Source organism: Nocardioides sp. TF02-7, from assembly GCF_022437945.1.
In the GTDB taxonomy this organism is placed as follows: Bacteria; Actinomycetota; Actinomycetes; order Propionibacteriales; family Nocardioidaceae; genus Nocardioides.
This window is the reverse complement of the sequence record NZ_CP092535.1, coordinates 4,096,456-4,121,005: the sequence shown is the minus strand read 5'-3', so window position 1 is coordinate 4,121,005 and position 24,550 is coordinate 4,096,456. Positions and strand designations below refer to the sequence as shown.

Annotated in this window: 22 protein-coding genes and 5 pseudogenes; 13 read left to right on the top strand and 14 right to left on the bottom strand. The window is 72.2% G+C overall.

Going from position 1 to position 24,550, the window contains the following annotated elements; translation table 11 throughout:
* Window positions 1-620: 620 nt before the first annotated feature.
* From MF408_RS21365 to MF408_RS21345, 5 genes and pseudogenes are all read left to right on the top strand, one after another.
* The gene (locus MF408_RS21365) at window positions 621-1,367 is read left to right on the top strand and encodes a hypothetical protein (RefSeq protein WP_345893786.1); all 747 of its coding nucleotides are present in this window, start codon (window positions 621-623) and stop codon (window positions 1,365-1,367) included.
* 255 nt (window positions 1,368-1,622) lie between these two features.
* Window positions 1,623-2,787, top strand: a pseudogene (locus MF408_RS27255) (RtcB family protein).
* Window positions 2,788-3,617: 830 nt separating this feature from the next.
* Window positions 3,618-4,181, top strand: a complete 564-nt coding sequence (locus MF408_RS21355; protein ID WP_240249334.1) for an NYN domain-containing protein — start codon at window positions 3,618-3,620, stop codon at window positions 4,179-4,181.
* A gap of 30 nt (window positions 4,182-4,211) precedes the next feature.
* Window positions 4,212-5,204, top strand: a complete 993-nt coding sequence (locus MF408_RS21350; protein ID WP_240249333.1) for a GMC family oxidoreductase N-terminal domain-containing protein — start codon at window positions 4,212-4,214, stop codon at window positions 5,202-5,204.
* Window positions 5,117-6,154 carry a GMC family oxidoreductase N-terminal domain-containing protein gene (locus MF408_RS21345; protein WP_240249332.1) on the top strand — a complete coding sequence of 346 codons (1,038 nt, stop codon included), beginning with the start codon at window positions 5,117-5,119 and terminating at the stop codon, window positions 6,152-6,154. Before MF408_RS21350 ends, MF408_RS21345 begins: the two co-directional genes overlap by 88 nt.
* A gap of 27 nt (window positions 6,155-6,181) precedes the next feature.
* Here the strand turns inward: MF408_RS21345 and MF408_RS21340 are convergent, their stop codons facing one another.
* Window positions 6,182-6,385, bottom strand: coding sequence for a cold-shock protein (locus MF408_RS21340; RefSeq protein WP_240249331.1), 204 nt, complete (start codon window positions 6,383-6,385; stop codon window positions 6,182-6,184).
* 312 nt (window positions 6,386-6,697) lie between these two features.
* Between MF408_RS21340 and MF408_RS21335 the strand changes: the two genes are divergently transcribed.
* The gene (locus MF408_RS21335) at window positions 6,698-7,099 is read left to right on the top strand and encodes a hypothetical protein (RefSeq protein ID WP_240249330.1); all 402 of its coding nucleotides are present in this window, start codon (window positions 6,698-6,700) and stop codon (window positions 7,097-7,099) included.
* A 27-nt stretch (window positions 7,100-7,126) separates the two neighbouring features.
* On the opposite strand, the pseudogene MF408_RS21330 reads toward MF408_RS21335, so the two are convergent.
* The 4 genes and pseudogenes from MF408_RS21330 to MF408_RS26050 form a co-directional block, all read right to left on the bottom strand.
* A pseudogene (locus MF408_RS21330) lies at window positions 7,127-8,147 on the bottom strand (ferredoxin--NADP reductase).
* Window positions 8,148-8,254: 107 nt separating this feature from the next.
* Window positions 8,255-8,557, bottom strand: a complete 303-nt coding sequence (locus tag MF408_RS21325; RefSeq protein ID WP_240249329.1) for a hypothetical protein — start codon at window positions 8,555-8,557, stop codon at window positions 8,255-8,257.
* 6 nt (window positions 8,558-8,563) lie between these two features.
* Window positions 8,564-9,499, bottom strand: coding sequence for a 3-ketosteroid-9-alpha-hydroxylase (locus MF408_RS26055; protein WP_345893965.1), 936 nt, complete (start codon window positions 9,497-9,499; stop codon window positions 8,564-8,566).
* A 70-nt stretch (window positions 9,500-9,569) separates the two neighbouring features.
* A pseudogene (locus MF408_RS26050) lies at window positions 9,570-9,716 on the bottom strand (Rieske 2Fe-2S domain-containing protein); the annotation flags it as partial.
* A gap of 71 nt (window positions 9,717-9,787) precedes the next feature.
* Here MF408_RS26050 and MF408_RS21315 point away from each other — a divergent pair.
* The 3 genes and pseudogenes from MF408_RS21315 to MF408_RS21305 all read left to right on the top strand — a co-directional run bounded on the left by MF408_RS21315 (window position 9,788) and on the right by MF408_RS21305 (window position 12,092).
* The gene (locus tag MF408_RS21315; protein ID WP_240249328.1) at window positions 9,788-10,975 is read left to right on the top strand and encodes an acyl-CoA dehydrogenase family protein; all 1,188 of its coding nucleotides are present in this window, start codon (window positions 9,788-9,790) and stop codon (window positions 10,973-10,975) included.
* A 15-nt stretch (window positions 10,976-10,990) separates the two neighbouring features.
* A pseudogene (locus MF408_RS21310) lies at window positions 10,991-11,284 on the top strand (acyl-CoA dehydrogenase family protein); the annotation flags it as partial.
* A gap of 235 nt (window positions 11,285-11,519) precedes the next feature.
* Window positions 11,520-12,092, top strand: a complete 573-nt coding sequence (locus MF408_RS21305; protein WP_240249327.1) for an acyl-CoA dehydrogenase family protein — start codon at window positions 11,520-11,522, stop codon at window positions 12,090-12,092.
* On the opposite strand, the gene MF408_RS21300 is transcribed toward MF408_RS21305, so the two are convergent.
* The 3 genes from MF408_RS21300 to MF408_RS21290 all read right to left on the bottom strand — a co-directional run bounded on the left by MF408_RS21300 (window position 12,080) and on the right by MF408_RS21290 (window position 15,562).
* Window positions 12,080-12,733, bottom strand: coding sequence for an SDR family NAD(P)-dependent oxidoreductase (locus MF408_RS21300; protein ID WP_240249326.1), 654 nt, complete (start codon window positions 12,731-12,733; stop codon window positions 12,080-12,082). The two genes, MF408_RS21305 and MF408_RS21300, sit on opposite strands and share 13 nt — an antisense overlap.
* A 42-nt stretch (window positions 12,734-12,775) precedes the next feature.
* Window positions 12,776-13,474 carry a nitronate monooxygenase family protein gene (locus MF408_RS21295; RefSeq protein WP_240249325.1) on the bottom strand — a complete coding sequence of 233 codons (699 nt, stop codon included), beginning with the start codon at window positions 13,472-13,474 and terminating at the stop codon, window positions 12,776-12,778.
* Window positions 13,475-13,882: 408 nt separating this feature from the next.
* Complete coding sequence (locus tag MF408_RS21290; RefSeq protein WP_240249324.1) at window positions 13,883-15,562, bottom strand: acyl-CoA synthetase; 1,680 nt, start codon at window positions 15,560-15,562, stop codon at window positions 13,883-13,885.
* 47 nt (window positions 15,563-15,609) lie between these two features.
* Between MF408_RS21290 and MF408_RS26045 the strand changes: the two are divergent.
* Both MF408_RS26045 and MF408_RS26040 read left to right on the top strand, forming a co-directional pair.
* Window positions 15,610-16,020: pseudogene (locus MF408_RS26045) on the top strand (enoyl-CoA hydratase-related protein); the annotation flags it as partial.
* 94 nt (window positions 16,021-16,114) lie between these two features.
* Window positions 16,115-16,417 (top strand): enoyl-CoA hydratase-related protein, encoded by a 303-nt coding sequence (locus tag MF408_RS26040; protein WP_345893964.1) that lies wholly within the window; start codon window positions 16,115-16,117, stop codon window positions 16,415-16,417.
* Window positions 16,418-16,558: 141 nt separating this feature from the next.
* Here the strand turns inward: MF408_RS26040 and MF408_RS21280 are convergent, their stop codons facing one another.
* Complete coding sequence (locus tag MF408_RS21280; RefSeq protein WP_240249323.1) at window positions 16,559-17,221, bottom strand: cytochrome b/b6 domain-containing protein; 663 nt, start codon at window positions 17,219-17,221, stop codon at window positions 16,559-16,561.
* A 213-nt stretch (window positions 17,222-17,434) separates the two neighbouring features.
* On the bottom strand, window positions 17,435-19,045 hold the full coding sequence (gene fadD8 / locus MF408_RS21275; RefSeq protein WP_240249322.1) for a fatty-acid--CoA ligase FadD8: 1,611 nt from the start codon (window positions 19,043-19,045) through the stop codon (window positions 17,435-17,437).
* Between the two features lie 225 nt (window positions 19,046-19,270).
* On the opposite strand from fadD8, the gene MF408_RS21270 reads away from it, so the two are divergent.
* Both MF408_RS21270 and MF408_RS21265 read left to right on the top strand, forming a co-directional pair.
* Entirely contained in the window at window positions 19,271-20,581 is a 1,311-nt protein-coding gene (locus MF408_RS21270; protein WP_240249321.1) for a PQQ-dependent sugar dehydrogenase, read from the top strand.
* The gene (locus MF408_RS21265) at window positions 20,490-21,362 is read left to right on the top strand and encodes a PKD domain-containing protein (RefSeq protein ID WP_240249320.1); all 873 of its coding nucleotides are present in this window, start codon (window positions 20,490-20,492) and stop codon (window positions 21,360-21,362) included. Before MF408_RS21270 ends, MF408_RS21265 begins: the two co-directional genes overlap by 92 nt.
* A gap of 58 nt (window positions 21,363-21,420) precedes the next feature.
* Here MF408_RS21265 and MF408_RS21260 read toward each other — a convergent pair whose 3' ends face one another.
* Genes MF408_RS21260 through MF408_RS21245 form a run of 4 tightly spaced genes read right to left on the bottom strand, consistent with a single transcriptional unit; the run spans window position 21,421 to window position 24,499 of the window.
* The gene (locus MF408_RS21260) at window positions 21,421-22,089 is read right to left on the bottom strand and encodes a HAMP domain-containing sensor histidine kinase (RefSeq protein WP_240249319.1); all 669 of its coding nucleotides are present in this window, start codon (window positions 22,087-22,089) and stop codon (window positions 21,421-21,423) included.
* A 10-nt stretch (window positions 22,090-22,099) separates the two neighbouring features.
* Window positions 22,100-22,303 (bottom strand): hypothetical protein, encoded by a 204-nt coding sequence (locus MF408_RS21255; protein ID WP_240249318.1) that lies wholly within the window; start codon window positions 22,301-22,303, stop codon window positions 22,100-22,102.
* A gap of 34 nt (window positions 22,304-22,337) precedes the next feature.
* A complete protein-coding gene (locus tag MF408_RS21250) occupies window positions 22,338-22,814 on the bottom strand; it encodes a cyclic nucleotide-binding domain-containing protein (protein WP_240249317.1) in 477 nt (158 codons plus the stop codon).
* The gene (locus tag MF408_RS21245; RefSeq protein ID WP_240249316.1) at window positions 22,814-24,499 is read right to left on the bottom strand and encodes an FAD-dependent oxidoreductase; all 1,686 of its coding nucleotides are present in this window, start codon (window positions 24,497-24,499) and stop codon (window positions 22,814-22,816) included. Before MF408_RS21245 ends, MF408_RS21250 begins: the two co-directional genes overlap by 1 nt.
* Between the last annotated feature and the right edge of the window lie 51 nt (window positions 24,500-24,550).

Sequence of the window (24,550 nt, the reverse complement as noted above, 5' to 3'; positions counted from 1 at the left end):
CTGGCGGCCGGCGAACCCCGCCCCGATGTACCGCTCCGACGCCGCGCGCGACGCCGACATCGAGGACCTCGCGGCGCAGGCACCGGCCGTCGTACGGGAGCGGCTCCGCTCGTCCGCGGCGTCGCTCGCCGAGGCGCTCCCGCGGCTGCGGACGGTCGCCGCCGACGCGGAGTTCGACCGCACGCCCGGCGGCCGGGTGATGCCGGCGTCGCTGGTGCCGATGCTGCGGCTGCGCGAGGTCGAGATCCACCACGCCGACCTGGAGGCGGGGTACTCCCACCGCGACTGGCCGGAGGAGACGGTCGTCGCGTTCCTCGACATGGACGCCGGGCGGCACCTGGGCGGCCCCCTACACCGGCGAGGCCACCGACCTGGGCCGCACGTGGCGGTTCGGAGAGCCCGGGCCCGGCGACCCCGTAGTGTCGGGACCGGGCTCCGCCCTCGCCTGGCTCGAGACCGGCCGCGACCCGGGCGACGCCCTCACCAGCTCGACCGGCCGGCTGCCCACCGTGGAGGGACGATGACCGACACCTACACCGGAGCCGTCACCGTCGGCGGCGGCCCCGACGTCCGCGAGCTCGAAGCACCTCACGATCACCAAGGTCGCCGTCGACGAGCAGATGTCCAACAACGCCTACCTGCTCCGCTGCCGGCACACCGGCGAGCAGCTCCTCGTCGACGCCGCCGCCGAGCCCGACACCCTGCTCCCCTGGCCGGTGACGCCGGGCTCGCCACGGTCGTCACCACCCACCAGCACTGGGACCACCACCGAGCCCCTGTCCGCCGTGGTCGTCGCGACCGGCGCCGCCGTGCTCGCCGGCGGCCCCGACGCCGACGCGATCACCGAGCAGACCGGCGTCGAGGTGACCCGGCGCCTCGACGAGGGCGACACCGTCGCCGTCGGCGACTGCTCCCCTCGAGGTCATCCGCCTCACCGGCCACACCCCCGGCTCGATCGCCCTGCTCTACGACGACCGGCCCGCCGGCGGCGTACCCCACCTCTTCACCGGCGACAGCCTCTTCCCCGGCGGCATCGGCAACACCTTCGGCGACGCCGAGGCCTTCCAGCAGCTCTACGCCGACGTCGTGGCCAAGGTCTTCGACCGCCTCCCCGACGACACCTGGTTCTACCCCGGCCACGGCGACGACTCGACCCTCGGCGCCGAGCGGCCGCACCTGGAGGAGTGGCGCGACCGGGGTTGGTGAAGGGGGCCGGCTGGCGCGCACCAGACTCTCGGGTGCGCTCCACCGGCACCAGGTGCCGGCCCAGCGAACCCCAACGCCCCTTTCGCTCCTCCGAACCCGCTCCACGACGACTTCTTCTCGACCCCGACCACAGGGGTCGACCCGAGACCACCCGGCATTGACCCGCGGACCGCAACCAGGTGCCTCGACCCCGGCGGCGAGCGCCCACGCCCGTCCGTTCGTCCCCACCACGACCCGACGACGACCCGGCGCCCCCCGACGACAGCGACCCCAGGCCACCAGACGCCTAACGTGCGCTCCACCGGCACCAGGTGCCGGCCCAGCGCACCCTTGAACCCGGCCGCCCCGCAGGTGCTAGACCCCGTCCAGCCCGGGTACCGGACCCGGACACAAACCGGACGCGCCGAGGTGGACACATGGAGCAGATCAGCGAGCGGCTGTTGAGCTGGGCCTCGATCCTGGACGAGCAGACGCGGGCGCAGGCGGTGAAGACGAGCTCGATGCCGTTCGTGAAGCCGCACGTCGCGCTGATGCCCGATGCCCACCTCGGCAGGGGGTGCGACGGTCGGCAGCGTGATTCCCACGCGGGAGGCGATCATCCCGGCTGCCGTGGGGGTGGACATCGGCTGCGGGATGATGGCGGTGCGCACCACCCACCGGGTCGACGACCTGCCGGCCGACCGGAAGGCCCTGCACGCGGCGATCAGTCGCAGCGTCCCGCTGTCGGCGGGGGCGGTACAACAAGACGCTGTACTCGGAGGCGACCCGGGAGCGCGTCGCCGAGCTCGAGGCGACCGACGGCTACCAGCAGGCAGAGGCGGTCGCGCCGAACTGGCGGATGCAGCTGGGGTCGCTCGGCTCCGGGAACCACTTCATCGAGGTCAGCCTCGACGAGGACGACCACGTGTGGCTGTTCCTGCACTCCGGCTCGCGAGGTGTGGGCAACAAGCTGGCCATGAAGCACATCCGCGTCGCACAGCGGCAGTGCGAGAAGCGCCGGACCGACCTCCCCGACAGGGACCTGGCCTACCTCGTCGAGGGCGAGCCGGAGTTCTGGTCCTACCTGGAGGCGCTGCGGTGGGCTCAGCGCTTCGCCTACCTCAACCGCGAGGAGATGATGCAGCGGGTCGTCGACCGGTTCGAAGAGTGGGCCGGGCCGATCGAGCGGGTCGAGGAGATCAACTGCCACCACAACTACACCGCTCGCGAGGAGCACTTCGGCGAGGACGTGTGGCTCTCCCGCAAAGGGTGCCATCGACGCCGCCGAAGGGGTCCGCGGGCTGATCCCCGGCTCGATGGGCGCGAAGTCGTACGTCGTGACGGGCAAGGGGAACCGCCTGGCCCTGCGCTCCGCGCCCCCACGGCGCGGGGCGCAACCACTCGCGCACCGCGGCGAAGCGGCTGTTCACGCGGGACGACCTCGACGCCCGGATGGCCGGGATCGCGTGGGGCGACTCCGACGCGTTCCTCGACGAGCACCCCGACGCCTACAAGGACATCGACGTCGTGATGGCCGACGCCGCAGACCTGGTGAGCATCGACCACACGCTGCGCCAGGTCGTCAACGTCAAGGGCGACTAGTCCCTTCGATGAGTTCCGGCCGATGAGTTCCCGGCCGTCCCGGGGTCTGTCGTCCTGACACGTCCCGACGTCCTGACACGTCCCGACCACCACCGGAGGCACCCTTGCGGCTCTTGCTCACGTCAGGCGGCGTCACCAACCCGACCATCCGGGCGGCGCTCGAGGAGCTCCTCGGCAAGCCGGTGGACGAGTCCAGCGCGCTGGTCGTCCCGACCGCGCAGTGGGGCCATCCGCTGTGCGGGCCGGCGTCGGTGCGAGGCCTGGTGGCGGCCGAGCCCGACTTCCGGCACTTCTCGGGCCTGGGCTGGGGCTCGCTCGGCGTCCTCGAGCTCACCGCGCTCCCCACGATCGGCGCCGAGCGCTGGGTGCCCTGGGTCGAGGCGGCCGACGTGCTCCTCGTGGACGGCGGCGACGCGACGTACCTGGCCCACTGGGTGCGGGAGTCCGGCCTGGCCGACCTGCTGCCGTCGCTACCCGACCTGGTCTGGGTGGGGGGTGAGCGCCGGGAGCATGGTGATGACGCCCCGGATCGGCGCGCACTTCGTCGAGTGGAGGTCCGCGCCCGACGACCGCACCCCTGGGGTTCGTCGACTTCTCGATCTTCCCGCACCTCGACGCCTTCCCGACCAACACCCTGGCCGAGGCGGAGCGGTGGGCCGCCGACATTGGAGGCCCCGCCTACGCCATCGACGAGCAGACGGCCATCACGGTCGTCGACGGCTCCGTCGAGGTGGTCTCCGAAGGTCGGTGGACGCGGTTCGGGTAGGCGCCCCGGGAACGGCGCCGTCGCGACCCGGTGCAATTGCGCCGTTTCGCCGTACGCTCCTCCTATGGGCGACGCCTCCCGCACCACCTACGTGCTCGTCGACGGCGAGAACATCGACGCCACGCTCGGTACGTCGATCCTGGGGCGGCGGCCCCGGCCCGAGGAGCGGCCGCGGTGGGAGCGGTTGCTGCAGTTCGCGCGGGAGCGGTGGGGGCAGCCGGCCTCCGGGTTGTTCTTCCTGGCGGCCAACAGCGAGCTGCCGATGGCGTTCATCCAGGCGCTGCTGGCGATCGGCTACAAGCCGGTGCCCCTGTCCGGCGGCCCCGGCCAGAAGGTCGTCGACATCGCGATCCAGCGCACCCTCGTGGCGCTGGGCGAGCGCCCCGACGACGTGCTGCTCGTCAGCAACGACGGTGACTTCGTCGAGCAGGTCGGCGGCCTCCTCGACGGCCGGCGCCGGGTCGGCGTCGTGGGCTTCGTCGAGTTCCGCAACCACGCGTTCGTCCAGCTCGCGGAGCAGGGTCTGGAGTCCTTCGACCTCGAGCACGACGTGAAGGCGTTCAACGAGCGGCTCCCCCGCGTGCGGATCATCCCGATCGAGGAGTTCGACCCCGCGCAGTTCCTCTGAGGCCGGCGCCGGCACCACTAGCCTCTGCCCATGACGTTCACCGACCGGCAACGGCGGGCGATGCGACTGATCGCCGACACCTTCGCACCGGGCGGCGACGGCGTACCGTCCGCGCACGAGGCGGGGGCGGTCGACCTGGCGCTCGAGATCGTGGCCGGCAACCCCCGCCGGGCGGAGGCGACCCAGGTGCGGCGGCTGCTGGACGTCTGGGACACACGCGGCTTCGCGCTCGCCGTGACCGGCCGGGGCCGGCGGTTCTCCGAGCTCGACCGCGCCGGACGTGAGCGGTTCCTGCTCGGACTGGCCGGGTCGGGCATCGCCCAGAAGCGGGTGCTGTTCGCGGCGCTGAAGACGGCGTCGGTCTTCCCCTACTACATGGCCGGTGGCCCCCGGCTGTGGGAGAGCATCGGCTACCCCGGCCCGCTCGGCGTCCGGGACGACCCGCCCGAGCCGGTGATCCGGCCGCTGCGGGCGACGAGCGACACGGAGGTCGACTGCGACGTGGTCGTCGTCGGCTCCGGGGCCGGCGGCGGGACCGCCGCGGGCGTGCTCGCCGCGGCCGGCCTCGACGTCGTCGTGCTCGAGGCGGGCGACCTCCACGACGAGCGCCACTTCGACGGTAGCGAGCGCACCGGCTTCCTCGAGCTCTACGCCCTGGCCCCGCAGGCGACGGCCGACGGGCAGGTGTCGCTGCTCGCCGGTCGTGGCCTGGGCGGCGGCACGGTCGTCAACTACTCGACGTCGTTCCGCACGCCCGACCACGTCCGGCAGGAGTGGGCGGCCCACGGCGCCCGCCAGGTCGCCACCGACGAGTACACCGCGTCGATGGACGCCGTCTGCCAGCGGCTCGGCGTCAACACCGACCACGACAAGGCCGCGCCGCGCGACGCGATCCTCGAGCGCGGCGCGCGGGCGCTCGGTGGGACGTGGCCGCCATGCCGCGCAACGTCCTCGGGTGCGACCAGGACGTCGAGTGCGGGCGCTGCGGGCTGGGCTGCCGGCTCGGGGCCAAGCAGTCGGTGACCAAGACCTGGCTCGAGGACGCGTACGCCGCCGGCGCCCGCATCTACACCGGCGTCACGGCGCGTCGGGTGACCTCGGCCCGCGGCCGGGCCACCGGTGTCGAGGCGGTGTCGGCGGAGGGCCACCGCGTCGTCGTACGGTCGCGGGCGGTGGTGGCCGCGGCGGGCGCCCTCCAGACACCGGCGCTGCTCAAGCGCAGCGGCCTCGCCAACCCCAACATCGGGCGTCACCTGCGGCTGCACCCGGCGACCGCCGTCCTGGGCCTGATGGACGAGCCGGTCGACGGCTGGGTGGGCTCGATGCAGAGCCGGTACGTCGACGCGCTCGCCGACCTGGACGGCGACGGCTACGGCGTGCTCCTCGAGACCGCGCCGGTCACCCCGGCGTTCGGCGCCAACTTCGTGCCCTGGGAAGGGGCTGCGCCGTTCCACCGCCGGATGGCCGACCTGCGCCGCTCGCTCGGGGTGGTCGTGCTCGTCCGCGACCGCGACTCCGTCGGCACGGTCGACGTCGACCGCACCGGTGAGCCGGTCGTGCGGTACCGGTTGTCGGCCCACGACACCGAGCACCTGGTGCAGGGCCTCGTGGGCGCCGCCCGGGTCGCCGAGGCCGCGGGCGCCCGTCGGGTCGAGACGACCCACCACCTGCCGCTCGGCTTCGAGCCGGGCGTGCGCGGGTCGGTCGCTTCGTACGAGGCCGACATCCGGGCTCGGGGCCTCGGCCCTGGGCGGCTCGCGCTCGCCTCGCTCCACCTCATGGGGTCCGCGCGGATGGGCGGCTCACCCGTCACGTCGGCGGTCGACCCGGACGGCCAGGCGTGGGACCTGCCGGGGCTCTACGTCGCCGACGGTTCGTGCTTCCCGACCGCGTCGGGGGTCAACCCGATGATCTCGATCGGGTCCATCACGCACCTGACGGCCAGCCGGCTCGCCTCGCGGCTCGCCGACTGACCGTCAGTCGTTCAGTGTGCTCCGCGCTCAGATGGCGCGGACGTTCTCCGCCTGCAGGCCCTTCGGGCCGCGGGTGACGTCGAACTCGACCTTCTGGTCCTCGGCGAGAGACTTGAAGCCCGAGCCGGCGATGCCGGTGTGGTGCACGAAGACGTCGCTGTCGCCGCCGTCCTGCGCGATGAAGCCGAAGCCCTTGGTGTCGTTGAACCACTTGACGGTGCCAGTAGCCATTGCTGTCTTTCCTTTGTCCTGACGGGTCCGCGTCGACACCGCGCCGACGCGGGCTGAAACCACACTGCACCGCGCCTCTGGACTGACCGGAAGTACAACTACAACAGTGAACCGCGACCCTCGCGGGCCCCGGGAGAAACCGGTGCGTGACCGGATCTCTTCAACGGCTCCACCCTACGCCTCCCGGGGCCCGAGGGCACCATCGCCGACGCCGGATCTCTGTTCCGTTCATGTAACGCGGCGTCCCGCCGACGACAGGTAGGGGTGTACGCACGCACCGGCCGCGAGGCCACCACGTTCAGGAGGAACCGCATGAACCGGATCCGCACCACCGCGGCGGCGTTCGCCGTCTCCCTCGGCGCCGCCACGCTCGCCGTACCCACCCTCGCTGCCGCGGCGGCGGACGAGCCGACCGGCCCCTGCGCCGTGCGTCAGGCCCAGGTCGACCGGGCCGAGGACGCGCTCGCGCGGGTCACCGCCGTCTTCGAGCGGCAGCAGGACCGGGTGGCGAAGGCGAAGAAGCGAGTCGCGAAGGCCGACACCCGCGCCGAGAAGCGGTCGGCCAAGGCGGTCCTCGCCCGCGCGAAGGACAAGAAGTCCGACGTCGCGAAGGACCGGAAGGCCCAGAAGATGCGGCTCACCAAGGCCCTCGAGCGCCTCGAGGACTGCCTCGCCGCGCCCACCGAGCCGACGGAGCCGGCCCCGGCCGAGTAGAACCGCGCCGGACCGGCACGGTGGGGGTCAGCTGTAGGTGACCTTCACCGTGTCGGTCGCGGGGAGCGACTGGCAACCGAGCCGGATGCCGTCGGCGAGGTCCTCGTCGTCGAGGACGTCGTTGTGCAGCATCCGCACCTCGCCCTCGAGCAGGCGCACCGCACACGCCGAGCACTCCCCCCTCGCGGCAGGAGTACGGCGCCCGGACGCCCTTGCTCTCCAGGAAGTCGAGCAGCTTGGTGCGCGGGTCCCAGTCGTCGAAGGTGTGCTCCTGGCCGTCGAGCTCCACCTCGACCTTGACCGGCCCGACCGGGCCCTCCGCGAACACGTCGGCCGCCGCCCCGTCGTCGTCGGCCTCGGCGGCAGCGATCTCACGCTCGGTCTCCTGCAGCTCGGCCAGGTCACCGAACGGGTTGCCGCCCAGGGAGACGAACTTCTCCTGGTGCCGGCGGTTGCGCGGGAAGTCGAGCTCCTTGAGGGCCGCGACCGTCAGCTTCATGAACGGCGCCGGCCCGCAGACGAAGGCGTCGTGGGAGAGGTACTGCTCGGCGAAGGCACGCACCTGCTCCTGCGTCGGCAGGCCCTGCACCGACTCGAGCCAGTGCACGACCTGGAGCCGGTCCGGGTTCTCCGCCGCGAGCCGCGCGAGCTCGGAGGCGAAGATGACCGACCGCTCGTCCCGGTTGGCGTAGAACAGCACGATCCGCCCCTTGCCCTCGGCGAGCGCGGTGCGGGTGATGGACATGACCGGCGTGATCCCGGAGCCGCCGGCCAGGAGCAGGAGGTCGGCGTCGAGCGACGCCGGTGTGAAGATCCCCGACGGCGGCAGCACCCGCAGGGTGTCGCCGACCGCCAGGTTGTCGCAGATCCAGCCCGAGGCGTACCCGCCCGGGGTCCGCTTGACAGTGACCGTCAACGGCCCGCCGTCGTGCGGGCTGCTGGACAGCGAGTAGCACCGTGCCACGATGCCCGTGCGGTCGCTCGGGACCGCCACTGTCAGGAACTGACCGGGCTTGTAGGCGAACTTCTCCTCCGCTCCCGCGGGCACGGCGAAGCTGATCGACCGGGCGTCGGCCGTCTCCTCGACGACGTCCACGACGTCCAGCAGGAAGGACTCGATGTCCAAGGTCTCCCCTTCGGGGTCGGGCGGGCGGCTCAGTAGCCGTCGTGGGCGCCGACCGGGACGTCACCGGCCCGGACGGCGGCGTCGATGCTAGCCATCAGCCGCGGGCAGGCCCGGTGCACGTCCCGCCTACCGGCCGACGGGTCGTGCCCGCAGAGCTCGGGGCAGGCTCGGAGCGCCGCGGAGCTCCACTGCACGGACGTGTGGTGCTCGCTGTTCTTCTTCACGCCCACCGTGGCCGTGCAGTCCAGGCACGCGACCTCGACCAGGCGCGCCTCGGTGTAGAGGCGCTGGTCCTCGAGGGTCTCCGGGCGGGTGGGGACGAAGGACGACATGGCGGCTCAGGTGCCCGACATGATCTGCGGGTCGCCGGCCGGGGCGTCGCCCTGGTCGCCCTCCTCGGCCATCCGCCTGAGGTTGTCGGCCACCTCGGCCTGCCAGAACTCGTTGGCCTTGGTGGTGTCGACCTCGAACTCGAAGCGGTCCCGCATCTCCGGCCTGACGTCGGCGACGTCGACGTAGAACTGCTCGTACCAGCGGCGCAGCTGGTAGACCGGGCCGTCCTCCTCGCACAGCAGCGGGTTCTGCACCGGCACCTTGTTCTTCCAGATGTGCACGTCCTGGAGGAAGCCCTCGCCGAACATCGTGGCGTACTTCTTCGCGATGTAGTCGGCCGTCTTGTCGTCGAGTCCCTCGGGCTTCTTGACGGTGATGCCGTACTGCAGCAGGAACGAGTCCGGCCCGGTCGGGACGTGGCAGTTGACCAGCACCACCTCGGTGCGGAAGCCCTTGTAGTCGGTGTCGAGCCAGTTGATCATGTACGCCGGGCCGTAGTAGGTGGCCTCGGACTTGAGGAACAGCTCGGCGTCGCCGTAGCCACCCGCCTTGTCGGGCCGGCCCTTGGACTCCATGAACTGCGTGGCCGTGTGGTCCTCGAACACGTTGCGGAAGCTGGTCGGGAACGCGAAGTGCACGTAGTAGAAGTGCGCCATGTCGACGACGTTGTCGATCAGCTCGCGGCAGTGGGAGCCGTCGATGTGCTCCGCGTTCCAGACCCAACGGGTGTACTCGCCCTCGGCCAGGCCCGGCAGCTGCGGCGGGAGGATGTCGCGGTCGGCGGCGGACCCCTCGGGGTCGTGCCAGACCAGCAGCTGGTCGTTGACGATCGCGGTCTCGTAGCGCTGGGTGCGCGCCCGCAGCGGGACCCGCCGGGCGTAGGGGATCTGCTTGCAGCGGCCGTCGCCGCCCCAGCGCCAGTCGTGGAACGGGCAGGCGATCTGGTCGCCCCTTCACCTCGCCCTGGGTGAGGTCGCCGCCCATGTGGCGGCAGTAGCCGTCGAGCACGTTGAGCTCGCCCTGGGTGTCCGCCCACACCACGAGCTGGGTGCCGAAGCACCGCACCGCGTGCGGCTTGCCGTCCCGGAAGTCGTCGGCGAGCCCGAGGCAGTGCCAGCCGCGCGCGAAGCGCGTGGGGATGGTCCCCTGGTCGAGCATCCGCGTGTCGCTCATGTAGAACACGTTATAGTTTTGCCTCGCCGCAGACAAGCCGACCCCCGGGAGCACACGTGCACATCGACCTCGAGCCGCACCAGGTCGCCCTGCGGGAGGAGCTCCGCGAGTACTTCACCGCACTGGTCACCCCCGAGGTGCGGGCCGGACTCGCCGCCGCCACCGGCGAGTTCGGGGAGGCGGGCGTCTACAAGGACGTGATCCGTCGGATCGGCCGGGACGGGTGGCTGGGGATCGGCTGGCCGAAGGAGTACGGCGGCCAGGACCGCTCGATGGTCGAGCAGCTGATCTTCACCGACGCGGCCGCCGTGGCCGGCGTACCGATCCCGTACCTGACGCTCAACACGGTCGGACCCACGATCATGCGGTTCGGGACGCCCGAGCAGAAGGAGCACTTCCTGCCGCGGATCCTGGCCGGCGAGCTGCACTTCTCGATCGGCTACTCCGAGCCCGGGTCCGGCACCGACCTGGCCTCGCTGCGGACGAAGGCCGTGCTCGAGGGCGACGAGTGGGTGATCAACGGGCAGAAGATGTGGACCTCGCTCGTCCAGTACGCCGACTGGATCTGGCTCGCCTGCCGCACCGAGCCCGACCAGCCCCGGCACAAGGGCCTCTCCATGATCCTCGTGCCCGCCGACGCCGAGGGCTTCTCCTACACACCGGTGCACACCGTGGCCGGCGTCCACACCTCGGCCACCTACTACGCCGACGTGCGGGTGCCGGCCGGCAACCTGGTCGGCGAGCGCGGCGGCGGCTGGGCCCTGATGACCAACCAGCTCAACCACGAGCGGGTCGCGCTCACCTCCGCCGCGCCGCTGACCCACTCGTTGCAGCTCGTCCGCGACTGGGCGGCCGAAACCCGCCAGCCGGACGGCCGGCGGGTGATCGACGCCGAGTGGGTGCAGGCAGCGCTCGGCCGCGCGCACGCCCGGGTGGAGGCGCTGAGCCTGGTGAACTGGAAGCTCGCCGCCGACGCCGACCACGGCGTACCGCTCTCCCCCGCCGAGGCGTCGGCCACCAAGGTCTACGGCTCCGAGCTCGCCACCGAGGTCTACCGGACGCTGATGGAGGTGGTGGGGCCGCACGCCGGCATCACCGGCGACTCCCCCGGCGCCGTGCTCGCCGGTCGGCTCGAGCGGTACCACCGGTCCTCGCTGGTGATGACCTTCGGCGGCGGCACCAACGAGATCCAGCGCGACATCATCGGCTACGTCGGCCTCGGCCTCCCGGCCGCGAAGCGCTGACCAGGAGGACGACCCATGGACTTCTTGTTCACCCCCGAGCAGGACGAGGCAGCCGAGCTCGCGGCACGCATCGTCACCGACAAGGCGACCAGCGAGCGGCTGCAGCCCCTCGAGCGCGGCGAAGGAGACCGGTTCGACGAGGAGCTCTGGGCCGAGCTCGGCGCCGCCGGGCTGCTGTCCCTCGCCGTACCGGAGGAGCACGGTGGCGCGGGTCTCGGGCTCGTCGAGCTGGCCCGGGTGCTGGTGGAGGTCGGCCGCCGGGTCGCCGCCGTGCCGCTGGCCGTGCACGGCCCGGCCGCGCTGCTCCTGGCCGAGCACGCCGACGAGGCGCTCCGGCGCGCGTGGTTGCCCGGGGCGGCGGCCGGGGACCGGCTGCTGACGGCGGCCGTCGCCGAGGAGCGGGCGCACCTGCCGGCCACGCCGTCCGTCACGGCGTCGGGGTCGGCCGCGACGTGGACCCTCAGCGGCACGAAGACGCTGGTGCGGGCGGGCATGCGGGCCGATGCCTTCCTCGTCACCGCCACCACCCCCCGACGGCACCGGCGTGTTCCTGGCGGAGGCCGCCACCACCGGGGTGGAGCGCCTGGCCCAGCACACCAGCGACGGCGACGTCACGGCGCTGGTGACGTTCACCGACGCACCGGCGACGCCTGTCGGAGAGCCGGGCGAGCCGGCCGAGCGGCTGGCCCTGCTGCTGACCGCCTGCGCCGCCGCCGAGCAGCTCGGGGTGACCGAGGGCGCCCTCGACCTCACCGCGTCGTACGCGAAGGAGCGGGAGCAGTTCGGCCGGCCGATCGGCACCTTCCAGGCGGTCTCCCAGCGGCTGGCCGACGGGTTCATCGACGTGCTGGCCCAGCGGCTGACCCTGTGGCAGGCCGTGTGGCGACTGAGCGAGGAACTCCCCGCCGCCACCGAGGTCGCCGTGGCGAAGCTGTGGGCGGCCGATGCCGGGCACCGGCTGGCGCACACCGCGGTGCACGTCCACGGCGGGGTGGGGATCGACCTCGACGGCGAGGCGCACCGCTACTTCACGGCCGCCAAGCGGTTCGAGTTCCACCTCGGCGGCGCCACCGAGCAGGCGCTGGCGATCGGCCGGGCGCTGGCTCAGCCGGCGTAGGGCACCTCGGTCCGCCAGGCCGCCTCGTCCTGGTCGATCGCGGCTCGCAGCGCCTCCGCCACCCGGGCGGGCGCGAACGGCCCGTCCGCGGCGAGCGTGCCCCGGACGGTGACCGACACCGCCCGGATGCCGTCGCCGCGCAGCACCGCGTCGAGGCTCTGCACCAGGTTGCGGATGCCCGCCTTCTGCACGCCGAGCGAGGCCGCGCCGTACCACGGCTTGTCGGCCGCCATGCTGCCGGTGACGCTCACCCGGCCGCCGGCGCCGAGGAACGGCCGGGCCGCCTGCACGACCGTGAGCAGGGCGCCGACACCGAGCCGGACGTCCTCGAGCAGCTCGTCGGGGGTCAGGGTGAGCGGGTCCTTCTCGCGGTAGGCGCTGGGGTTGAAGTGCACGAGGTCGAGGCTGCCGAGCTCCTCGCCGACCGCGGCGACCGTACGCCGGGTCGCGGCGTCGTCGGTGAGGTCGACGACCGCGGTGCGCGCCGAGCCGCCCGCCTCCGCGACCTCCTCGGCGAGCCGGGCCAGGACCTCCTCGTCGACGCCGAGCAGCGCGACCCGGCAGCCTTCACGAGCGAGCAGCCGGGCCAGGGAACCGCTCACGCCCGGCCCGGCGCCCGCGATCAGCACGTTGCGCGACATGGCGACAACGTACCGTCCGCGGGCAGGCGAGCAGCGGCTCGCCTAGATCCCGGCGATGCCGTCGAGCTTCTTCACCGTCGCCTCGAACTCCGCGACCAGGTCGGCCATCACCTCGGCCACCGGGCGCACCTCGTTCATCCGGCCGACGATCTGGCCCACGGGCATCGAGATCACGTCGGGGTCGCCGCTGGCGTTGATCCGGTTGTGGGCGTCGGCGACGAGGAGGTTCTGCAGCGGCATCGGCAGCGGCTGCGGCGCACCCTCCTCCTCCCAGGCCTGGGTCCACCGGGTCTTCAGCAGCCGGGCCGGCTTGCCGGTGTAGATCCGGGTGCGCACGGTGTCGGAGGACGTCGCGCGGAGGAAGGCCGTCTCCCAGCCCTGGTTGCCGGCCAGGTTGCGGTACTCCTCGGTGCCGAGCCAGATCGACCCGGTCCACACGCCTTGAGCGCCGAGCGCGAGCGAGGCCGCGACCTGGCGGCCGGAGCCGATGCCGCCGGCGCCGAGCACCGGCACGTCCGGTCCGACGGCGTCGACGATGTCGGGCGTGAGCACCATGCTCGCGATCTCGCCGGTGTGGCCGCCGGCCTCGTAGCCCTGGGCGACGATGATGTCCACGCCGTTGGCCACGTGGCTGAGCGCGTGCTTGGGCGCTCCGGCGAGGGCGGCCACCTTGAGGCCGGCCTCGTGGCACTGCTCGATGACGTCGACCGGCGGCGACCCGAGCGCGTTGGCGATGAGCACCGGCCGGTGCTGGAGCGCGACGTCGACGTGGGAGCGGGCGACGGAGTGCAGCCAGCCGAGGACGCCCTCCCGGCCCTCGCCCTCGGGGGAGCGGCGGCACGCCGAGCTTGCGCAGGGTCTCGTCGACGAACGTCTTGTGCTCGTCGGGGATGTACGACGACAGGTCGGTCGAGGTGCCCTCGGTGGGGATCTTCATCGGCATGACGACGTCGACGCCGTAGGGCCGGCCGTCGGTGTTGTCGTCCATCCAGGTCAGCACGCGGTCGAGCTCGTCGGCGTCGTTGAAGCGCACGCAGCCGAGGACGCCGAGGCCGCCCGCGCGGGAGACCGCGGCCGCCACGTGCTCGGAGGGGGTGAACGCGAAGACCGGGTGGTCGATCCCGAAGGCGTCGCAGAGGGAGGTGCGCATCAGGCGGGGGCTCCGTCCTGGACGTGGGTCGGGGTGCTCGTCTGGGCGGTGCCCGCGATCTGCGCGCTGAGCGCGAGCTCCTTGGCACGGGGGTACTGGGCCTTGCCGGTGGCGTTGCGCGGGATCTCGTCGACGATCGTCAGCACGCGCGGCAGCTTGTAGCCGGAGAGGTGGGCACGGAGGAAGGTCCGCAGCTCCTCGAGGTCGACCTCGTGCCCCTCGCGCGGCTGCACGACGGCGGCCACGGTCTGGCCGTAGCGCTCGTCGGGCAGGCCGACCACGAGGACGTCGTAGACGGCCGGGTGGGCCTTGATCGCCTGCTCGACCTCTTCGGGGTAGACCTTCTCGCCGCCGGTGTTGACGCAGTTGGACCCCCGGCCGAGCAGCGTCACCCGGTTGCCCTCCTCGATGCGGGCGTAGTCGCCGGGCACGGAGTAGCGCACGCCGTCGATCTCGAGGAACGTGCGCGCGGACTTCTCGGGGTCCTTGTAGTAGCCGACGGGCACGTTGCCCGCCCGGGCGGTGCGGCCGACCTTGCCGACGTCGGCGGCGGGGTCGAGCACCCGGTTGTCGTCGTCGATGAGCACCGTGCTGGGCCCGATCGACACCACCGGCCCGTCGGTCGACAGGGCGCTGGCGTCCTGCAGGCCGGTGCCCTGGAAGCCGGTCTCCGAGGAACCGATCGAGTCGGTGAAGATCGCGTTGGGGAACGCCTTCATCCAGCGCTCCTTGACCGACTTGCTGAAGATCGCGGCACTGGAGGCGATCGCGAACAGCGACTGGCCGCTGAACCCGCCCGCCTCGTAGGCCTCGATGAGCGGGCGGGCCATCGCGTCGCCGGTCATGAACATCAGCACGACCTGCTCACGGTCGACGATCTCCCAGGTGCGCACCGGGTCGAACTTCGGCTCGAGGATCGTCAGGTGGCCGGCGAACAGGTGCATCAGCAGGCTCGCCTGGGCGCCGCCGTGCATGAGCGGGCTGAGCGGGAACGTCACCAGCCGGTCGTCCTGCTTGGCCTGCTCGGACTGGTCGTGCTCCGCCAGCTGCTGGCCGGTCATGAAGTCGATCCCGCCGCCGAGCACCCGCCAGAAGTCCTCGTGGCGCCACATCACGCCCTTCGGGTACCCGGTGGTGCCACCCGTGTAGATGATGTGGATGTCGTCGGCGCTGCGCTCGCCGAAGTCGCGAGCGTCGCTCTGCTCGGCGACGGCGTCGGCGAGCGCCACCCCGCCGTACGTCGCCATGGCTGCGGTGTCCTCGTCGGTCTCCGGCTCGAGCGGGTCGGGCAGCACCACGAAGGTCTCCAGCCGAGGGTGCCGCGGCGCCACCTCGGCGACGAGGCGGCTGTAGGACCGGTCGTGCACGACGCCCTTGAGGTCGGCGTTGTCGAAGATGTAGTCGAGCTCGCCGGCGACGTACCGGTAGTTGACATTGATCGCCACCGCCCGCACCTTCAGCACCGCCAGCAGCGCGACCACGTGCTCGACGCTGTTCTTGGCGTAGAGCCCGACGTGGTCGCCGGTGCCGATGCCGCGCGAGCTCAGGAAGTGCGCGAGCCGGTTGCTCTCGGTCTCGAGGTCGGCGTAGGTGACCACCCGGTCCCCCACCTTGACGGCTGGTTTCTCCGGTGCGGCGTCGACGGCGTGCTCGAACAAGTCGGCGATGTTGAGGGCCACGCCCGGCAGACTAGAACACGTTCTCGTTTCGCGCTACCGTCCGCGCCATGACCTCCAACGGCGTCGCCACCGAGCCCCACTGCCTCGTCGAGCAGGACGGGCACAAGCTGATCGTCACCATGAACCGGCCGGAGAAGCGGAACGCGCTCTCCGGGGAGATGCTGCGGATCATGGAGGCGGCGTGGGACCGGGTCGACGAGGACCCCGAGATCCGCGTGTGCATCCTCACCGGCGCCGGCGGCTACTTCTGCGCCGGGATGGACCTCCAGGCGGCCGACGACAAGCCGCCCGCCGAGAGCCTCGAGTCGGGGGCGTTCGACCCGTCGGTGATCAAGGGGCTGCTCAAGGGCTTCCGGCTCACGAAGCCGCTCGTCGCCGCGGTCGAGGGACCGGCCATCGCCGGCGGCACCGAGATCCTGCAGGGCACCGACATCCGGGTCGCCGGCGCCTCGGCGAGGTTCGGCGTCGCCGAGGCCCGGTGGGGCCTCTACCCGCTCGGCGGGTCCGCCGTCCGGCTCCCCCCGGCAGGTCCCCTACACCGTCGCCGCCGAGCTGCTGCTCACCGGCCGCACGCTCGACGCCGCCGAGGCCAAGGAGATCGGCCTCGTCGGCCACGTGGTGCCGGACGGGCAGGCGCTCGCGAAGGCGCACGAGCTCGCCGACATGGTCGCCGCCAACGGCCCGCTCGCCGTGCAGGCCATCCTGCGCACCGTCCGCGACTCCGAGGGCCGGCACGAGGAGGACTGCTGGAAGGACGACGCCCGCGTCGGCGCCGCCGTCTTCTCCTCCGCCGACGCCAAGGAGGGCCCGCGGGCGTTCCTCGAGAAGCGCAAGCCGGTGTTCAACGGCCGCTGACCCGTCGAATCGGGTGTCGTGGTGGGTCGAATCGGGTCTCGTGGTTGGTCGAATCGGGTCTCGTGGTGGGTCGAATCGGGTGTCGTGGTTGGTCGAATCGGGCCTCGTGGCGCGTTCGTTCCGGCCTCGTGGCGCCGGTGTTCAACGGCCGCTGACGCGCGGCGGCCCTCCCCACGGCAACATCCGCGGGAGCAGCCGACGGCCGAGCACCATGCTGAGATGCGCCGCCAGCGCGACGAAGAACGCGACGTGGGTGGCCACGTGGACGGCGACCAGGTCGTCGGCGCCCACGACGAGGAGGAGACCGGACAGCGGGATCGCGAACAGCAGGGCGAGGAGGGCCACCTCCGTCGCGTGCACGATCCGCTGGTCGCGGGTCGTCAACCGCGGGTCCCACGGCGGCAGCGGGGTGGTACGCCGCCACAGCACGCGCGCGACACCGAGGGCGAGCACGAGCAGTCCGAGGAGGACGTGCGCCTCTGCGAGCCCGAGTCCGCCGTCGGCCAGGCCACCGGACCACAGGCCGTCCCACGCGGCGCCGACGAGGTCGTCGTACTCCTCCTCGACCCGGTCGACGTCCGCCTCGCACCGCTCCTCCATCCGGTCGAGCCGCTCCTCCTCGGCGTCGGATGTGTCACCGCCGCTGCTTCGCTCGCCGGGAGGGTCGCAGTCGACGTCGGGCCCGTCGCGCTCGGTCGCCATCGTGTAGCCGACGACCAGCTGGCCGGCCAGCACGAGGACCGTCAGCCAGTGCAGGGTCTTGGTGACGACCCCGTAGCCGTGCTCGCCGTTGCGGAGGCGCATGCCGCGGTTCTACCAGCCGGGCGCCACGAGGCCGGACTCGACGCACCACGAGGGCCGATTCGGCCAACCACGACACCCGATTCGACCAACCACGAGGGCCGATTCGACCAACCACGACACCCGATTCGACCAACCACGAGGGCCGATTCGACCAACCACGACACCCGATTCGACCGACCACGAGGCCCGATTCGACCAACCACGACACCCGATTCAACCCACGGTGCGGTCGAGCCCGTCCCAGTACTGCGCGCGGAGAGCCTTCTTGTCGGGCTTGCCGAGGGCGGTGAGCGGGAGGGCGTCGGTGGCGACGACCTGCTTGGGGACGTGCACGGAGCCCTTGCGGTCCTTGACGAGCCGCTGGATGTCGGCGACGAGGTCGTCGGTGAGCTCGCCGCCGTCGCGCAGGACGACGACCGCGGTGACCGCCTCCCCGAACTTCTCGTGGGGCGTGCCGATCACGCCGACCTGCGCCACCGCCGGGTGCTCGGCGACCACGTCCTCGACCTCGCGGGGGAAGACGTTGAAGCCGCCGGTCACGATCATGTCCTTGGTGCGGTCGACGATGTACCAGAACCCGTCCTCGTCCTCCCGCGCGACGTCGCCGGTGTGCAGCCACCCGCCTCGGAACGTCTCGGCGGTCGCGTCGGGGAGCTGCCAGTAGCCGCCGGCGAGCAGCGGCCCGGCGACGCAGATCTCGCCCGGCTCGCCCGGGGGCACCGGCCGCCCGTCCTCGCCGAGCAGCGCGGTGCGCACGTACGCCGACGGGCGGCCGCACGACGTCAGCCGCCGCTCGACCGGCCTGCCGTCGGCGTCTACGTGGTCGCCCTTCGGGAAGTAGCTGATCACCATCGGCGCCTCGGACTGGCCGTAGTACTGGGCGAAGATCGGGCCGAACCGCTCGATCGCCTCCTTCAGCCGGACCGGGTTGATCGCCGAGGCGCCGTAGTAGACCGTCTCGAGCGACGACAGGTCGCGGGTGCGCGAGTCGGGGTGGTCGAGCAGGGCGTAGAGCATCGTCGGCACGACCATCAGCGAGTTGATGCGCTCCTCCTCGATCGTCCGCAGCACCTCCGCCGGGTCGAACCGCGCCGACACGAAGAGCGTGCCGCCCTTGATGACGACCGGCACGAAGAACGCCGCGCCCGCGTGCGACAGCGGCGTGCACATCAGGAACCGCGGCTGCTCGGGCCACTCCCACTCCGCCAGCTGCACCTGCGCCATCGTCGAGAACGAGCGCACCAACCCGACCACGCCCTTCGGCTTCCCGGTCGTGCCGCCGGTGTAGGTGACGGAGGTGATGTGGTCCGGCTCGAGCAGGGCGGCCTCGAGCGGGCGCGGCGCGAACGACGCGGCGACCTCGGTCAGGTCGCGGCCGACGTCGGCGAGCTCGTCGGGCACCGGGCCGATCGTCAGCACCTGCTCGAGTCCCGGGCACCTCTCCAGCAGCTCGACGGCGCGGCCCGCGAAGTACGGGTCAATCGTGATCGTCGTGATCCCCGCGTCGTTGATGACGTAGGCGTGGTCGTCGGCCGAGCCGAGCGGGTGCAGCGACGTACGACGGTAGCCCTGTGTCTGTCCGGCGCCGAGGACGAACAGCACCTCCGGCCGGTTCAGCGCGAGGAGCGCGCCGGCCGTGCCGCGCCCGGCCCCCAGGGACTCGTAGGCCTGCGCGTACTGCGAGATCCGGTCGGCGGTCTCCCGGCCGGTGAGGGTGACTCCACCCAGGTGCACGATCGGCCGGTCGGAGTGCCGCTTGAGCGCGGCGACCATGAGGTGCCCGTTGTGGGCGCCGATCCGGAGGGTGTCGTCGCGCTCGGCCATGGGCGTCACACTAGAACGTGTTCTAGTCACGGGGCAACCGAGGTGCAGTCGGCGACCCGGTCCGGATTTGCAGAAGTGTGAGGCAGCCGGTTCCTTGACGTGACCGCGGTCACATTCATACGTTCCGCCCATTCTCGCCCCCCACCGACTGCGAGAAGAAGGGAACGGATCGTGCGCAGAATCGCTCTCGGGAGCGCAGCGGCCAGCCTCGTCGCGGGGCTCCTCGTGTCGCCCCTGAACCCACCCGGCCAGGCAGTCGCCAGGCCGGACCACGGCGGCTCCGAGCCGCCCCCGGACCGGGCCTTCCAGAAGGTCACCCTCAACGACCGGCCCGGCGAGCCGATGGACCTCGCCGTGCTGCCCAACAACGACGTCCTCCACACCACCCGCGAGGGTGCGATCTGGCTCAACGACGCCTCGACCGGCGTCAACCGGCAGGTCGGCCAGATCGACGTCTACCAGCACGACGAGGAGGGCCTGCAGAGCATCGCCCTCGACCCGCGCTTCGACGGCAGGAAGAACCGCTGGGTCTACCTCTACTACTCGCCGCCGTTGAACACGCCCGTCGACGACCCGACCACGCCGGACGTCAACGAGGGCGACGCGCCGTTCACCGGCACCCCTGCCGACTTCGAGCCGTTCAAGGGCCTGATCCGGCTCTCCCGGTTCCAGTACAACCGCGGTGAGATCGACACCAGCACCGAGCAGCAGATCCTCGACGTCCCCGTCGACCGCGGCATCTGCTGCCACGTCGGCGGCGACATCGTCTTCGACTCCAAGGGCAACCTGCTGCTCGCGACCGGCGACGACACCAACCCGTTCGAGTCCGACGGCTACGCCCCGCTCGACGACCGGGCGGACCGCAACCCCGCCTTCGACGCCCGCCGCACCTCCGGCAACTCCAACGACCCGCGCGGCAAGATCCTGCGGATCAAGCCCAAGCCGGGCGGCGGCTACGCGATCCCCCGGGGCAACATGTTCAGGCCCGGCACCCCGGGCACCCGCCCCGAGATCTACTCGATGGGCTGGCGCAACCCGTTCCGGATCGAGATCGACCCCCGGACCGACCACCTGTACGTCGCGGACTACTCCCCCGACGCCAACGCGCCGGACCCGGAGCGGGGCCCGGCCGGTCACGGGAAGTGGACCGTCGTGACCGAGCCCGGCAATTACGGCTGGCCCCTACTGCGCGACGGCGGAGCTGCCCTACCAGGACTACGACTTCGCCACCGAGACCTCGGCCGGGGCCTTCGACTGCGCCGCGCCCACCAACGACTCGGCGCACAACACCGGGCTCACCGAGCTGCCGCCGACGGTGCAGCCCGACGTCTGGTACAGCTACGAGGAGTCCGAGGAGTTCCCCGAGCTCGGCACCGGCGGGATCGGTCCGATGGCCGGGCCGGCGTACGACTTCGACTTCCGCAACCTGTTCACGCCGCGTCGGGTGGCCTGGCCGAAGCACTACGACGGCGTCCCGCTGCTGGCGGAGTGGACCCGCGACTGGGTCAGGGCGATGCACCTGGACCGGCGCGGTGACGACGTCGAGCGGATCGACCCCGTGCTCGAGTCGCTGGTTTTCGACAACCCGATGGACCTCGAGTTCGGTCCGGACGGAGCGCTCTACGTGCTGGAGTACGGCGACGGCTACTTCGCCGAGAACCCGGACGCCCAGCTGAGCCGCTTCGACTACATCGGCGTGCACGGCAACCGCAGCCCGGTGCCCGTGGTCAGCGCGGAGCCGACTGCCGGCACCGAGCCGCTGACCGTCACCTTCTCGAGCGAGGGCACCGCCGATCCCGAGGGTGACCGGCTGAAGTACCGCTGGGACTTCGAGGGCGACGGCGTCTTCGACTCCTCGAGGCGCAACCCGACCTTCACCTACACGGAGCCGGGGGCCTACCGGGCCACGCTGACCGTCACCGACAAGGGCGGCTGGGGCCGCGGCCGGCACGCCTCGGCCGACGTCGACGTCGTGGTGGGCAACGAGCGGCCGCAGGTGACGCTGGTCCAGCCGACGGAGGACCTGTCGTTCACCTTCGGCGACACCGTGACCTACGAGGTCGAGGTGACCGACGACCAGCCGGTCGACTGCAACCGGGTGACGGTGACCTACGTGCTCGGCCACGACACCCACGGCCACCCGCAGACCACGGCCACCGGCTGCACGGGCTCGATCACGACCACCGTCCCCGGCGGTCACGACCCCGAGACCGACGACCTGCACGCGGTCTTCGTCGCGGAGTACACCGATCCCGGCGAGGAGGGCGTGCCCGAGCTCACCGGGTCCGCCGAGGTGGTGATCGAACCGGCCCAGTGACCCGCTCGTGACCACCCCGCGGGGGTGCGCCGGTCCGCCGGCGCGCCCCCGTGGCGCGTCAGGGCGCCGGGGTCGACGAGCAGGGCAGGCGGACCCGGAACACGGTCTCGCCACCCGAGCGCTCGACATCGATCGAGCCACCGTGCCGGTCGACCACGATGCGTCGCGAGATGTCGAGGCCCAGGCCGGTCCCGTGCCCGACCTCCTTCGTCGTGAAGAACGGTTCGAACACCCGAGGCAGCACGTCGGCCGGGATTCCCGGGCCCGTGTCGGCGACCTCGACCACCACCGCGCCGTCGGCAGACTGCGCCGCGACCCGCAGGGTGCCCGAATCGCCCATGGCGTCGGCGGCGTTGGAGATCAGGTTCGTCCACACCTGGTTCAGCTCTCCCGCGACGGCCTCGATCCGCGGCAGGTCGGGCTCGTAGTCGCGGACGACGGTGATCCCGCGCAAGGCGTGGCCCAGCACCATCAGCGTGCTCTCCAGGCCGTCGGTGACGTCGGTGCTCTGCATGGAGGCCCGGTCGAGCTGGGAGTACGACTTCACCGCGGCGACCAGTGACGACACACGTCCCGTCGCCTCCTTGACCTCGGCGAGGAGCGCGTCGGTGGCGAGCGAATTGGCGACCCAGTGCAACGCGGGATCGAGCGCGGCCGCGCCGGCGATCCCGAAGACCTGCTCGCACCACGCGAGGTCGGCGCCAGCCGCGGCCAGCACCGGCGCCACCTGCCACTCCTCACCGACGTCGCGCTCGGCGAGCCAGTCGGCCAGCTTCTCCTCCCGGTCCGCCAGCAGCAGCGGCGTCCCGTCCCCCGAACGACGGCCGGAGCTCCCGGCGGAGGGCGTCGAGCTCGACGAACTGGTGCGCCGAGATGCCTACCTCAGCGAGCCGGCGGAGCGACGACATCAGGCTCTCGCACGTCTGGTGGAGTCCGTCCACGGCCCGCGTCGCGGCGGACGCGGGGTTGTTGATCTCATGGGCGAGTCCAGCGGCGAGGGTTCCCCAGGGCGACAAGCGCCTCCCGCTGCCGAGCGGTCGCCTCGACCTTGCGGACCGTGTTCATGAGGCCCTGGATCAGGTGCACCCCGAGCGGGAACCACGACCGCGCCATCTCACCGAGCGACTCGGCCGGCACCCGGAGCAGCCGCCCGGGCGATTCGGTCCGCCCCGTCGCCATGTAGACCCCCTCCGGGTCCCAGGCCCGGAACCCGCCCGCCCACTGCCCCGGGGTCGTCATCCTGCCGACGACCACGTCTTCCTGGCCGACGTGGCGGACCAGCTCGACCCCGCCCTCGAGCAGGATCCACCACACGTCGGCCGGCTCACCGGCACGGAACAGCACCGTGCCGGGGGTGAAGGACATCTCGTCGGCCGCGGTCAACAGCTCACCGAGCTGCTCGGTGTCCAGCCCGTCGAGGAGGCCCAGGCCGCGGAGCTCGTCGATTGACATCAGACGGTCGCCAGGTAGCGGTGGACGAGGTAGACGGCCATGGCGCCCTCGCCGACGGCCGAGGCGACGCGCTTCATCGAGTCCAGCCGCACGTCCCCCGCTGCGAAGACGCCGGGCACGCTCGTCTCGAGGGCATACGGCGAGCGGGTCAGCGGCCAGCGGCCGCCGTCGCGCCGAGCGGCCATCTCCTGGCCCGTGACGAGGAAGCCGTTCGGGTCGCGGACCACCGCGCCCTCCAGCCAGTCGGTCCGCGGAGAGGCGCCGATGAAGACGAACAGCCAGTTGGTGGCGACCTCCTCCACGTCGCCGGTGGCCGTGTCGCACAGCTCGAGGCGCTCGAGGTGGTCGTCGCCGTGCGCGCCCACCACCTGGGTCCGCACTCGCACCTCGATGTTCTCGGCGGCCTCGATCCGGGCGACGAGGTACTGCGACATGGTGTCGGCCAGCCCCGGCCCGCGGACGAGGAGCACGACCTTCCTGGCGAACCGAGCGAGGTTGAGGGCCGCCTGGCCGGCCGAGTTGGCCGCACCCACGACGTACACGTCCGCGCCCACGCACTGGCTCGCCTCGCTGGCCGTGGCGCCGTAGTGGACGCCGCGAGCGCCGAGCGACCCGAGTCCCCGCGCGTCGAGGCGGCGGTAGGACACGCCGGTCGAGACGAGGACCGAGCGGGCCTCGACCTCGTTGCCGTCGGCGAGCCTGACCGCCCGGACCGGACCGCGCTCCTCCAAGCCCGTCACCTCGCACGCCAGCACCATCTCGGCGCCGAACCGCGACGCCTGGGCGACCGCGCGGTGGGTGAGGTCGGCTCCGGAGAGCCCGCGCGGGAAGCCCAGGTAGTTCTCGATCGAGGCACTCTGGCCCGCCTGCCCGCCCGGGGCGTCCCGCTCGACGACGACGGTCCCCGCAGGCCCTCCGACGCGGCGTAGACCGCGGCCGCCAGGCCGGCCGGCCCCCGCGCCGACGATGCAGAGGTCGTACAGCGGCTGCTCGGCCCGGGTCCGGAGGCCGAGGGCCGCGGCGAGCTCGACCGCGGAGGGCGCCCGCAGGTCACGGTCGTCCGGGAGCAGGACGAGTGGCAGCTCCTCGACGCCCGCTCCTGCCGCCTCCACCAGGAGACGCGCCTCCTCGTCGCGCTCGACATCGAGCCATCGATACGGCACGTGGTTGCGCGCCAGGAACGTCTTGGCCTCCAGCGTCGCGTCCGACCACCGGTGCCCGACGACGCGGACCTCGGTCGACCGGTCGGGGTGCTGGTCCTGCCAGTCACCGAGCAGGTCGTCGACGACCGGGTACAGCCGGTCGACCGGCGGGTCCCACGGCTTGAGCATGTAGTAGTCGAGCCCGATGTCGTTGATCGCCCTGATCGCCACATCGGTGTCCGCGTAGGCGGTCAGCAGCAGCAGCTTGGTGTCCGGCGACCGTTTGCGTACCTCCGCGAGGAGCTCGATGCCAGTCATGCCCGGCATCCGTTGGTCGGACGCCACCAGGGCGACCGCGCGGCCGCGCAGGACCAGCTCCGCGAGGGTCTCCAGCGCTTGCGCGCCGGAGTCGGTGCTGACGACCCGGAACTCCCGTCCGTAGCGGGTCCGGAGGTCGCGGGTGATCGCTCGGGCGACGGCCGGGTCGTCGTCCACAGTCAGGATCGTCGGCCGGGCGCTCGCCGGTCCGTCCTGTCCCGTCACCCGTCCACCGTGCTCGGGGCGGCGCGTCCCGGGGCGCCGGGACGGCGGATT

What these genes read in the sequence shown, in the direction of transcription:
- MF408_RS21355 (WP_240249334.1), top strand. Translation starts at nt 3,618, where the DNA reads ATGGGCGACGCCTCCCGCACCACCTACGTGCTCGTCGACGGCGAGAAC.
- MF408_RS21350 (WP_240249333.1), top strand. Translation starts at nt 4,212, where the DNA reads ATGACGTTCACCGACCGGCAACGGCGGGCGATGCGACTGATCGCCGAC.
- fadD8 (WP_240249322.1), bottom strand. Translation starts at nt 19,045, where the DNA reads ATGGCCGAGCGCGACGACACCCTCCGGATCGGCGCCCACAACGGGCAC.
- MF408_RS21345 (WP_240249332.1), top strand. Translation starts at nt 5,117, where the DNA reads ATGCCGCGCAACGTCCTCGGGTGCGACCAGGACGTCGAGTGCGGGCGC.
- MF408_RS21300 (WP_240249326.1), bottom strand. Translation starts at nt 12,733, where the DNA reads ATGTCGCGCAACGTGCTGATCGCGGGCGCCGGGCCGGGCGTGAGCGGT.
- MF408_RS21280 (WP_240249323.1), bottom strand. Translation starts at nt 17,221, where the DNA reads ATGCGCCTCCGCAACGGCGAGCACGGCTACGGGGTCGTCACCAAGACC.
- MF408_RS21335 (WP_240249330.1), top strand. Translation starts at nt 6,698, where the DNA reads ATGAACCGGATCCGCACCACCGCGGCGGCGTTCGCCGTCTCCCTCGGC.
- MF408_RS21325 (WP_240249329.1), bottom strand. Translation starts at nt 8,557, where the DNA reads ATGTCGTCCTTCGTCCCCACCCGCCCGGAGACCCTCGAGGACCAGCGC.
- MF408_RS21250 (WP_240249317.1), bottom strand. Translation starts at nt 22,814, where the DNA reads ATGTCAATCGACGAGCTCCGCGGCCTGGGCCTCCTCGACGGGCTGGAC.
- MF408_RS21340 (WP_240249331.1), bottom strand. Translation starts at nt 6,385, where the DNA reads ATGGCTACTGGCACCGTCAAGTGGTTCAACGACACCAAGGGCTTCGGC.
- MF408_RS21365 (WP_345893786.1), top strand. Translation starts at nt 621, where the DNA reads ATGTCCAACAACGCCTACCTGCTCCGCTGCCGGCACACCGGCGAGCAG.